Annotated in this window: 10 protein-coding genes; 6 read left to right on the top strand and 4 right to left on the bottom strand. The window is 54.3% G+C overall.

Annotated features, from left to right (window positions below; all coding sequences use genetic code 11):
- Positions 1 to 88: 88 nt before the first annotated feature.
- Together E1297_RS07570 and E1297_RS07565 are read right to left on the bottom strand one after the other, a co-directional pair.
- On the bottom strand, positions 89 to 292 hold the full coding sequence (locus E1297_RS07570) for a hypothetical protein (protein ID WP_155136025.1): 204 nt from the start codon (positions 290 to 292) through the stop codon (positions 89 to 91).
- 59 nt (positions 293 to 351) lie between these two features.
- The gene (locus E1297_RS07565; protein WP_244327675.1) at positions 352 to 1,542 is read right to left on the bottom strand and encodes a glycerophosphodiester phosphodiesterase family protein; all 1,191 of its coding nucleotides are present in this window, start codon (positions 1,540 to 1,542) and stop codon (positions 352 to 354) included.
- Positions 1,543 to 1,832: 290 nt separating this feature from the next.
- On the opposite strand from E1297_RS07565, the gene E1297_RS07560 reads away from it, so the two are divergent.
- Positions 1,833 to 2,054, top strand: coding sequence for a hypothetical protein (locus tag E1297_RS07560; RefSeq protein WP_209015690.1), 222 nt, complete (start codon positions 1,833 to 1,835; stop codon positions 2,052 to 2,054).
- Between the two features lie 180 nt (positions 2,055 to 2,234).
- Positions 2,235 to 3,443 (top strand): allantoinase PuuE, encoded by a 1,209-nt coding sequence (puuE, locus tag E1297_RS07555; RefSeq protein ID WP_155136019.1) that lies wholly within the window; start codon positions 2,235 to 2,237, stop codon positions 3,441 to 3,443.
- 93 nt (positions 3,444 to 3,536) lie between these two features.
- Here puuE and E1297_RS07550 read toward each other — a convergent pair whose 3' ends face one another.
- Positions 3,537 to 4,697: an alpha/beta fold hydrolase gene (locus E1297_RS07550; RefSeq protein ID WP_155136014.1), complete on the bottom strand. Its 1,161-nt coding sequence runs from the start codon at positions 4,695 to 4,697 to the stop codon at positions 3,537 to 3,539.
- Between the two features lie 365 nt (positions 4,698 to 5,062).
- On the opposite strand from E1297_RS07550, the gene E1297_RS07545 reads away from it, so the two are divergent.
- From E1297_RS07545 to E1297_RS07535, 3 genes are all read left to right on the top strand, one after another.
- Positions 5,063 to 5,608 carry a heme NO-binding domain-containing protein gene (locus E1297_RS07545; RefSeq protein ID WP_155136011.1) on the top strand — a complete coding sequence of 182 codons (546 nt, stop codon included), beginning with the start codon at positions 5,063 to 5,065 and terminating at the stop codon, positions 5,606 to 5,608.
- Positions 5,605 to 7,404, top strand: coding sequence for a response regulator (locus tag E1297_RS07540; protein WP_155136008.1), 1,800 nt, complete (start codon positions 5,605 to 5,607; stop codon positions 7,402 to 7,404). Before E1297_RS07545 ends, E1297_RS07540 begins: the two co-directional genes overlap by 4 nt.
- A gap of 385 nt (positions 7,405 to 7,789) precedes the next feature.
- On the top strand, positions 7,790 to 7,981 hold the full coding sequence (locus E1297_RS07535) for a YqaE/Pmp3 family membrane protein (protein ID WP_155136003.1): 192 nt from the start codon (positions 7,790 to 7,792) through the stop codon (positions 7,979 to 7,981).
- Between the two features lie 274 nt (positions 7,982 to 8,255).
- Here the strand turns inward: E1297_RS07535 and E1297_RS07530 are convergent, their stop codons facing one another.
- Positions 8,256 to 9,989, bottom strand: a complete 1,734-nt coding sequence (locus E1297_RS07530) for a M10 family metallopeptidase C-terminal domain-containing protein (RefSeq protein WP_155136000.1) — start codon at positions 9,987 to 9,989, stop codon at positions 8,256 to 8,258.
- A 156-nt stretch (positions 9,990 to 10,145) separates the two neighbouring features.
- Between E1297_RS07530 and E1297_RS07525 the strand changes: the two genes are divergently transcribed.
- Positions 10,146 to 10,430: a hypothetical protein gene (locus tag E1297_RS07525; RefSeq protein ID WP_155135997.1), complete on the top strand. Its 285-nt coding sequence runs from the start codon at positions 10,146 to 10,148 to the stop codon at positions 10,428 to 10,430.
- The last annotated feature ends 357 nt before the right edge of the window (positions 10,431 to 10,787 follow it).

The following is a 10,787-nucleotide window of genomic DNA, read 5'->3' as shown; positions in this document are numbered from 1 at the left end:
GCGTTGTTGCACTTCGCGGCTGAATCCACCATGATGTGCATTTTGTTGAAGATTCAACTATACGGATGCTCAATTGTGGCTAAAAACCCTAAAATACAATGATAAAAGGGCTTTGTGAAAGGCAGAGTTCGCGCAATACATGCGCGCCACCGGTTGTCTTGCCACCAAGATAGGTTGTGACGTCATTTGCCGTATTTGCTGCCTTGGCTGAAAATCCAAGGCGCGCAAGCCGGTTTGAGAATGTTTGAAAACCTGAAAAGTAACGCAGAAATGGCGGCACATGCGCCGCCAAGCCATTGGTTCGTATGAGGGCCGGCACGTCGCTGGCCACCGCCTTCTGAGGCAGGATTTCTAGTCGAGTCCCATGCAGCTTGCGTAAAAGGTCGTTGTTGCAGGCCAATCCGAGAACAGTCCGGCAACGCCGACGTCCTGTGCCAGCACGTCAACCACCTCATACATCTTGCCGTCGCCGTCGATCACGTCCTTGACTGTCTGATAGTACCAGCCCCCGCCGGAGGCGAGGGGACCGGAACGCTCCAATGACCAGCTGATCAGGTCAAGTCCCGCAGCCTTTGCCGCCCTGGCGTAGGCTGACGGAACGATTTCGCCGTCTTCTACGGCAAGAAGCACCCAGATTGGCGGCGCGAGATAGTTGACGCCCTTGGCCTTCAGTTCTTCCATGGTTGGAGACAGTGTTTCCGGCTTTGCCGGATTGAAGCTGGCCTGACTGTAGCGCCCGTCCAGATAAACGGCCTGTTTTCCGAAGTCCGGTTCCGCCTCGATCCAGTAAAGAACATCCGCGAGATTGAATGACTGGGGCCAGACATCCTTGGGCGGTACGCCCGCTGCCTTGTACTCGTCAATGAGTTTCTGGGCGTACATGTTCTGGCTCAATCCATCGAACGGCATGGCAACGGCTGGGCTCTTCAGTTCGGGTGTGAACTTACCGCCGAGCGACTTGATCAGCTCAATCGATTCGGCGTGGGTCAACAAGGTGCCCTTGGTCGCATAAAGATCGGTCCGCCAATTGGCTGTGCCGTCCATGTAGCCTGAAACGGTTGTTGCTGTTTTGTCGGCGGCATCCATCTTGCCGTTCAGTGATTTGAACTCGGGCAAGGTGATATCGGAAGTCCGGCATTCAGCGCTTGCAGGCGCGTCATCCGTTGCTGGCGTAAATCCTGTTGTGCACTTTTCCGCAAGGTCTGTCGCAAGAATATCGGTGGTGGTGTGGAGATCGTTCTGGGCGTGACGGCAGACCAGTTCCTTGTCTTTGGTAAATGTAACGTCACACTCGATGATCCCGGCTCCCATCACGGCTGCCGCCTGATAACTTTCGGCCGTGTGCTCGGGAAATTGTAAGGGCGCACCGCGGTGGCCAATCGAAAACAGGGTCGGTTTGGCCCGGCTCGACAGGCAGGCCGATAGCCTGTCCTTCAGCAGCCCGTCTTCCATTTGCCGGACGAGGTATGCAGGGCGTGGACCGAGTTCGACTTCTTGCGAAACAGCAGAGCCCGCGGGGAAGGCTGCCGTTGTTGCACTCAAGGTAAATAGAGTCTTAAAAAATAGCCCTGGTTTCATTTTCAATAGTGTCCGGTCTTTGGATTGTGGGGATCTTAACCAAGACGCATAGAGCTTCCATTTGGCACTTGCATGACAAAACTGCCAATAGTGCGCGAGCTTTCGGCAGGCAATCGCCTGCTATCTGTTTGACGGCCGTACTTTTGTGGCCTGACAACGGGGAAAACGGGGAAACCTGTAATCTGGCAATTCAGGTGTGCGGCCGGAGCGGTTTAGGGTGTGAGAGATGCATGTTCTTATGGGGAATTTGTCCCGTGACCCAATCATCAACCAATGACGAGACCGGCATGACAATCCCTTCCGCGTTCAAGAACGAATATGCGTTGTTTCTGCGTGACAACGGATTTGAATACCGTGAGCCCCAAACGCTTTTGCTCGAACTCGCGTCCTTGAGCATGGATGTCTATCTGAAAGAAATTGCCTGGTTGTCGGAGTTCATTGGCCGGGTGGAGCAAAGCCGGAAAGAGGTAGCCTGATCCAACGGCTTCCTGACGCAAAAATACAGATCTTGCGGATACTGCCCTATCCGGAAGGGGCGCCGGGGAGTAAAGCTCCGCACCGGTTGTATACATCTCGATGAAATGGTTTCCTTAAAGTAATATCCGTAAGTTGCCGGATCCGGAGTGCGCGGGTCCCGCGAATGACGGAGGACGGAAATGCAGCGTTACCCGAGAGACATGCGCGGCTACGGCCCCAATCCGCCGGATCCGAAATGGCCCGGTGGCGCGCGTATTGCCGTTCAATTCGTCCTGAATTACGAGGAAGGCGGCGAGAACTGCATTCTGCACGGGGATGCGGCTTCCGAAATGTACTTGTCCGATGCGCCCACAATGACCGAATGGCCGGGGCGGCGGAATGTGAACATGGAGTCGCTTTACGAATATGGTCCGCGTGCCGGATTTTGGCGACTGTATCGTCTCTTCACCCAATCGGGCATCCCGGTTACGATCTTTGGTGTCACGACGGCACTGGCGCGCGGTCCCGAGCAGGTCGAGGCGATGAAGGAAGCGGGCTGGGAGATTGCCAGCCATGGGCTCAAGTGGATTGAGCACAAGGACTTGTCCCTTGAAGACGAGCGTGCCGCGATCGCGGAAGCCATTCGATTGCACAAGGAAGTGGTCGGAGAACCGCCGCGTGGATGGTACACGGGACGCGGCACGGAAAACTCGAACCGGCTCGTGGTGGAGGCGGACGTCGTCGAGTACATCTCGGATGCCTATAACGACGATCTGCCGTATTGGGCCGACATCAATGGCAAGCAGCAGTTGATCGTTCCCTACACGCTCGAAGCCAACGACTTCCGGTTTGCGATGACGCCCGGTTGGACAAGCGGAGAGGATTTTCTCGCCTATCTCAAGAACACGTTCGACTATCTCTATGCTGAAGGCCAAGCTGGAAGGCCGAAGATGATGTCTGTCGGGCTGCATTTCCGCCTGACCGGACGCCCCGGAAAAATCGCTGCGCTTCAGAAGTTCATTGCCTACATCCAATCGAAGGAAGCTGTCTGGTGTCCCCGCCGGATAGAGATTGCGCAGCACTGGAAACGGCATCATCCGCCGGACATCTTTTCAAGACCCAGTCAAATGAGCAAGACCGATTTCGTGGCAGCGTTTGGAGATGTCTTTCAGAATGCCCCTTGGGTTGCCGAGCGGGCGTATGGCCTTGAACTTGGTCCCGCGCATGATTGTTCCTCAGGGCTTTACAATGCGCTTTGCCGGAGTTTTCGCGCCGCCAGCCACGATAAGAAACGTGATGTGCTTGAAGCGGTTTCGCAGGCAGGTCAAAATTTCAGCGATGATTTTGAAACCGCCTGCCGTGAGATCGAGCGGCTTGCCTGGCACAGATTGCAAGGCCGTTTGCCGTGAAGCCTTTGTCTTAGCCTTAGCCTGTCTTGGCGACGGACAGAAAGCCACAATCGGTTTGCCTGACATGCTCGCCGTGCGGGAGGGGCAATTGCTCTATTTTGTGGCGGTGTCGGCTTTGGAGTTTGGCAAGCTTTGGACCCTTGCGTGCAATTGCAGGATTTTCTCGACCGTGCTGCGGGCTCCGGCGGAGCCGATGAAATAGAAATGATTGCCCTCCACCACTTCGGTGAAATAACTGCCGGACGTCGCGACCAGTTGCTGCAGACGTTCCCATTCCGGCCAGGTCAGATTGGTGAACGCTTCGCCGCCGAGGACGGTTTGAATGAGTACACGGTTGCGGATAAAGGCCCAGTCAGACGTGTCGAGCAGCACGTTTTGAGGGTCGTCCGGCGAGTTGTCGTGGATCACGACTGGAAACGGATAATCGGAAAAATCGAATGTGTCGCCTGTGCGCAGGGCTGCGGACGTATCCTCAATGAATTTGTTGTCCTTGTAGATCAGGCCGGTATCGATCAGGGCGACCGGGATCGCGCCGAGCATGTCTTTTTCGTAGATGTCCTTGGGAATGATGGTGTGGCCGTTATAGGCATTTTGTTGGCCGACGGCATTGAAGAACCAGTCATAGATGGGTGTGCGATCCGCATAGCCCTCCGCTGTCATCTTGATGCCTTCGGCATTGGCCCTTGGCAGAAATCCCGGAACTGGAGGATCGGCGGACATTGCAACGAACGCGGAAATCGCGAACGGTTTGTCTTTTGCGGCCTTCCCGACAGCCGCCGCGATCTTTCCGCCCATGCTCCAGCCGCAAATGATGACTTCCTGGGTTAAACCGTTTTCCGAAACGATCTGGGCAACCACTTCCGCCACCTGATTGCCCCAGTCGGTGATGTTGTAGTCCGGGCTCGCGCCTTCAAAGACCGGGTTGGACATCGGATAGGAAATGGCGAGAAACGGATGCCCCACCCTGGTTACCCAGTGGCTGATGAAATCCTCTGGCCTCCCGCCCGGGTATCCGTAAAAAATCCGGGCCAAGTGGGCATCGCCGGGAATGAACACGAGAAGGGGCTGCGACTTGTCTGCCGGGATATAGCGGTAAAGAACAGGATATCCGGCAGCTTCGGTGAGAGTTTCGCCTTCGTAAAGTCCGGCAGGCTTTTGGCGAGCGTCTTCTGCTTTCAGTGAGAAGGGTCCCAATAGCAACAACGCGACCTGCAGCGCGAAGATTGCAGTGATCCGGCGTGCTTGGTTCCCCATGCTGTTGGCCCTTATCCTTTGTTTGTGGAAACAACTGGATCATGAACAGTTAGTCATGTTCCAGTGTCGAATGCGATTACGCAAGACCTGTGACCAGGTTTGGAATTCTTGGAAATCTGGTTGTGGGGTCCCTTAGAGGAAAATTGACAGTCATTCAGTGTTTTACCGTAACCACTAGTGGAAGGTTATTCGCGAAAGATTCGCAATTCCTTACGGAAGTGTTTGGGGTTAGTCTTTCGGGGGCTTCAGCAAAATGAACGCTGAGGTGAGGTTTGCGGCCGCACACATGCGGTGGCCAGAAACGGGCAGTTGTTCAAGTCAGCGAAACGATGCCTTGATGTGTTACAAACCGGGTTGGATGGATCATGCTTGGCGTTGTGTTTACCGAATTCATGGAGATGGTCGAAACCGAATTCTCGTTTGATACGGCCGATGAAATTCTTGAGTTGTCCGGAATTGGAGGTGACCGGGGATTTACGGCTGTTCAGGACTACGACCACAATGACATGGTCCGGCTTGTCGCAGCTCTTCACAAGGTTACGGGGCTTGAGATCGATACGCTGATCATGACATTCGGGTCGCACCTGTTCAGCCGCTTTAGGGTGACACATGCCCAGTTTTTCGACGGGGCAACCGGAAGTCTTGAATTTCTTGAAAACATTGAAGAATACATTCACGTTGAGGTGAAAAAACTCTACCCCAACGCCGAACTCCCGACGTTTCGGTGCATCCGGCACGCGCCCGACCGGCTGGAAATGAACTACAGTTCAACCCGTCCATTCGGAGATCTCGCACACGGTTTGATCCGCGGTTGCGGAGATCACTTCGGCGAAAGCCTGAACATCATCCGCAATGATCAGGATGGTCCAATGAAAGTGCAGTTTCTGATTACCCGGGAGGCTGCGGTGTGAGTGACGGTTCGGAGGCGGACAAATGGTTCAAGCGGTTCGAGCGTGAGCGCAGGGCGCGCAAGGATGCGGAACGTCTTCTTGAGCAAAAAAGCAGCGAACTCTACCGAATCAATCAGAAGCTGACTGCGACCCTTTCGGATCTTGAAGCACAGGTCGAGGCGCGAACCGAAGAGCTGCGCAATGCGATGTCGGAGGCAGTCAAGGCAAATGAAGCCAAATCCCAGTTTCTAGCCAATGTCAGTCACGAGATCCGAACCCCGATGAACGGTGTGATCGGGATGGCGGTGCTGTTGCTCGATACGTCCTTGACCAGCAAGCAGCGTCACTATGCCGAAACAATCCGGGACTCGGCGGAGGCACTGCTCGACATCATCAACGACATTCTAGATTTGTCCAAACTTGAAGCCGGACGTATCGAGTTGGTCAGCGCGCCATTTGAACTCGGCGAGGTTGTCGATGGCGTTGTGGAGATTCTGACCCCGAGTGCGATCGCAAAGAAAATAGATCTTGTTTGTTTCGTGCCGCTTGGACTTCAAGAGGTGTTTTTGGGTGATGCGGGCCGGTTGCGGCAGGTGCTGCTCAATCTGGCCGGCAATGCGATCAAGTTCACCGAGGGGGGAGCTGTCGCCATCCGGGTGTCGCAGGTCGGACAGACCGCCCGGCTGAGATTTGAAATCGAGGACACCGGCATCGGCATTGCCGAAAAAGAACGCTTGGGTTTGTTCGAAAAGTTTTATCAGGTCGATCCCAGTTCCTCCCGCCAACACCGGGGCACCGGGCTTGGCTTGGCAATTTCGCGGCAGCTTGTGGAATTGATGGATGGGCAGATCGGAGTCTCGAGCGTCGTCGGGGAGGGGAGTACGTTCTGGTTTGACGTCCAGCTTGAGGCAGGAGATCACACCTATTGGGGCCGGAATAGGCGTTGGCAGCATACTGCCCCGGATGCCGGATCCGCGCTGTGTATTGCCCGCAAACCGCTTGTGCGCGAGACACTCGCGGCCTTTTTAAGCGATATCGGTTTTTCGGTTGTATCCGCATCTGGCTGCGATGAAGGCGTGGCTCTAGCGGAAACCCGGACGTTTGACTTGGTTCTGACAATTTCCGTTCCCGAGCAGGAGGCCTATGATTTCCTTGATCGCTTGGACGATACCGGAGGGCTGAAAGGAACGCGCGTCGTGCTGGCGTCCAATCTCGTGTTTGATGAGCAGGATCTGCGTGCTGCCAAAAGCCCTAAAGTGCAGGTGCTGGCCAAGCCAATTACCCGGAAAGCCCTTTATCAGGCCTGCCATGCAATCGTGACAGATGATCGGACCGCGATGACCGCCCGCCAGGCGCGTCGAGAAACTTCTGGCCATGGAGACAACGTCCCGGATGAGGTGATCGGCGGACAGGGACGCGAACTGAGCATTTTGATTGTCGAGGACCTTGTGACAAATCAATTGGTTCTCACGGGCTTTCTGAACAAATTGGGCCACAAGGCGGATGTTGCCTCAAATGGGGTGGAGGCAATCGATCGCGTGAGCAACAAGCGTTATGATCTCGTGTTCATGGATATGCAGATGCCGGAAATGGACGGGCTGGAGGCCACCAGACGCATCAGGGCCCTGTCGGGAAAAACTGGCTCCATTCCGATCCTTGCCATGACTGCAAATGCCATGAAGCAGGATGAAGACCGGTGCCGTGAGGCGGGTATGAACGGGTTCCTGACAAAGCCGATTGACCTCCGGAAACTGGAAGGCGCTTTGGAGGCTATTGCGCGAAACGGGATTGCAGGCCCGGAAACGGTCAGTCATTGACCCCTGTCCGGCGCGCGCCATTTCAGAACCATCCCGTCTTTGATTTTCGCGGTAGGCGCGTTGTGGAGGGTGTGCTTACAAAAAAACGCCCGCGAAGGCGGGCGTAAGTTCGGAGGATGCCCACGTGAGCACGCCCCGTGGGGAAGTCATGTCCACGATTATTTGAGCATGTTTAGTAATATTCGTAAATTCGCATATTTGGCTATGTAAAACTCCCGTCTATTTGAAAACCGCTGATATGTGACCCGTCCGGATTGGGAGGCGGCGGCAAATCGCAGAGCGTGCACAGAACTTGGCCAGCTGCAACCTGTGTGCAAGCGCGGCTCTTGTAACTCGGTGCGAAAACACAATCTCTAGATTGCAATGAACACTCGGAGGTCCCGTCTTGCGCCTGATTCTCGCAATCATTCTGCCTTTTCTCGTCTTCTTCACCATCGGCAGGCCGTTTCAGGGTCTTTTCTGCCTGATCTTGCAAATCACTCTGATTGGCTGGATTCCGGCGGCGATCTGGGCGGTATATGCGCTCAGTCAATACGAAACGGACAAGAAGATTTCCCAAGCGCGCAGGGTTGGATAATACTCTTAGGCCCTTGTGGCATTTTGACTTTCTGAACTGCGTCACGCCTTGATCAGGCCGCCCGCAGGTGACAATCCGATTGCAGCTGCGCGGGATAAACGCGGTGTCTGTCGGGACTCTTGATTGGATATTCAGGGGCTGGGCGATCTGAGCACAGTCATGTTTCCGGCGAGCGCCATTTGGTGGCACCTTTGAGACAAATTCGACAGCCCGCCCCTCCCGTTGTTCCGGGCCATTGACGGCCTGAAACGGGGAGAGGCGGGCCTCCGGGGTGCTATACGAACATGAAGTCGTCGCTTCCGATCGAGGCGAGGTTCATGTCCTGGAGGATGATCTGGTTATCCGCATATTCGATGAGAACATCGTCACCTGCTTCACTCAGATTGAGATCCCCGAAGCCTGTGGCGCCGAAGCCGGAGGGATCTGACGCAATCCGGATCATATCGACCGTGTCTTCGAAATCGATGATCGTGTCGGTGTCACCGGCATTTGAAAAATCGAAGAAATCGCTTCCTGAGCCGCCTTCCAGAAGGTCGTCACCAAGGCCACCGTCCAGAATGTCGTCGCCGTCGAAACCACTCAGGTGGTTGGATGCCGAATTGCCTTGCAGGGTATCGAAACCGGAGCCGCCGGAAGCATTTTCGATCACGACACCATTGGCGATGGTATAACCGCCGCGAATGCCGTCGGCGTAAGAAAGCACCCCCCCGCCGGTGGTGCTGTAATCCAGCGTGGCGGCGACCAGCGAAATGGTCACGTCGCTAGAGCCGCTGTAAGCGATGGTGTCGTTGCCGCTGGAATCCCAAATACAGGAATAGTAGGTACCGGACCCGTTGCTGTCCGGCAGGACATATATGTCGTCTCCGGTATTGGCGGTTTTTTCGCCATATTTATCCTGCAGCAGCGCCAGATCGAACGCCATCGGTCCGACTGTCGCGCCATAGGTGCTGGGCCAGTTCGGGTACAGCTCGGCATGGCCGACATTATAGCTCATCATCGTGTAGATGCCCTGATTGAGGTTGTAATCCCCCATATCGGAAGAGCTTGAAACGCCGTCCATAACGTCAGAGCCGCCACCGTTGTCATGCGGATGGGACATTCCGAGCCCATGGCCGACCTCATGCTGGAAAACAAAGTATTCCAGTGAACCTGCATCAAGGTTGGCCAGATCCATGTTGTAGGTATTGAAGACAGCGACACCTGGATTGGTTTCACTTGGCGGGTTCATGTAGGCGTAGGTGCTGTCTGCCCAGGACGCGGTCACAAACTTGAACTCAGCGCCGCTGGAACTGTCGGCCACCGAGAAGGTGAGATTGGTTCCCTCTGACAGATCATTCAGGGACGCCATGGCGCCGGCAATCTGGGATTGGGTCCAGCCGTTGGACCTCTCCCCGTCGAAGACTTCGCCTGCCTGTGCAAAATAAACGGAAATATTGGTGGTGCCGACGCGGGATCCACCCCAGTCAAGAGCATCCAGAGGTGAGGGGCCGGTCGGTTCCGTTGGATCTGTGGGATCGGACGGGTCGCTCACGGTAATGGTGTAGCCACCACGCTGCCAATAGGAGTAGGCCGAAGCGCTGATGTAGTACGTCCCGCTCTCATCGGCTGTGAAATCCAGTTTGGAATAGTAGCCGTCTCCGCCATCATCATCATAAGCGATGCGGTTTCCTGACGAATCATAAATCTCCAGAAAAGTGTCTGAAAGAGGCGAAGATCCGCTTCCCGCAAGGTTGATCGTGTAGCTTGATCCCGCTTCGAGCTCTACGGCAATCCAGTCTTCGTCGCCGCGGCTTCCAACCGTCCCGGAAAAGCTATCGCCCGGTTCCATGGAGTATACGGTCCCGGTTCCTGCTGCGGCGTCCGAACCTTCGGAAAGGGAGATGCCGGTCTCCGCATTGGCTTCACTATCTTGATTTGAAGTCCCGGAAGTCTGGATGACGGACGCAGCCGTCCCTCCCTCCACACCGTATGTCGCAGAAATCTGATTGCTCAGGCAAAAATTGCACATATTTAACCTCTGGTATTTTTAGTTGCATAAATATGGATATACAATCCAGAGTAATGAGCAAGACTTTTACAATACGTACGGTCGAAAAAGTAATTTCATTTCAAATTAGATATGTATCGATAATAAAATTCCGTTATGCTATTTTTATAGGGAAAAATGGGTAAGCCCACAGGTGGATTTAACCGCACTGTGAAGGATGCTGTTTTTCGGTTTTTTGGGGCACATGAAAATTTCGGTGCGGGCCGCAGTTTCGGCAGTTTGCTGGTGCACTTGTCAGCACTTGAAGCAGAGCAGAATAATTGTATACAAAGCGGCAATGTCGAGATGTTCGCTGATCGAACTGGCTTGATTATTCAATTGGGACCTGTGATCTCATCAGCTCCGATAATGATGCCGTACAGCCTGGCTTGCAGCTACCATTATGGTATTGTTATACTTTGACCACTACTGTTGTATGGTGTTCAGTTGGTGAGCTGGTTGCAGGATTTCTTCGATGGCGTATAGAAGGTCCATCGGGTCCTGATGTAATGTTGGGCTTTAAAAAATAAACAAGCTTGTAGGGTGTGAGCGTGAAGTACTTTAGCGAGAGAGAATTCGGAAAAATTGTAGATGCCGCGATGCGCATTGACGTTTACGGCGATGCCGAAAATGTCAAGCTGAAGGCAGAGCGTGATTTGCGTAGGATCAAGCGCAGAATGATTTGGCGAAACAAAAAGAACAAGAGATAAATCATGCAATAATGCGTCAGATTGTTTTGATAAAATATTGCTATACCGCTCTCACTCCAAAACCCGAATA

It is taken from the genome of Roseibium sp. RKSG952 (assembly GCF_009711355.1).
This window is presented reverse-complemented; position numbering and strand designations above follow the sequence as displayed.

Coding starts and splice junctions, on each gene's coding strand:
- puuE (WP_155136019.1), top strand. CDS start 2,235: ATGCAGCGTTACCCGAGAGACATGCGCGGCTACGGCCCCAATCCGCCG.
- E1297_RS07550 (WP_155136014.1), bottom strand. CDS start 4,697: ATGGGGAACCAAGCACGCCGGATCACTGCAATCTTCGCGCTGCAGGTC.
- E1297_RS07545 (WP_155136011.1), top strand. CDS start 5,063: ATGCTTGGCGTTGTGTTTACCGAATTCATGGAGATGGTCGAAACCGAA.
- E1297_RS07530 (WP_155136000.1), bottom strand. CDS start 9,989: ATGTGCAATTTTTGCCTGAGCAATCAGATTTCTGCGACATACGGTGTG.
- E1297_RS07525 (WP_155135997.1), top strand. CDS start 10,146: ATGGGTAAGCCCACAGGTGGATTTAACCGCACTGTGAAGGATGCTGTT.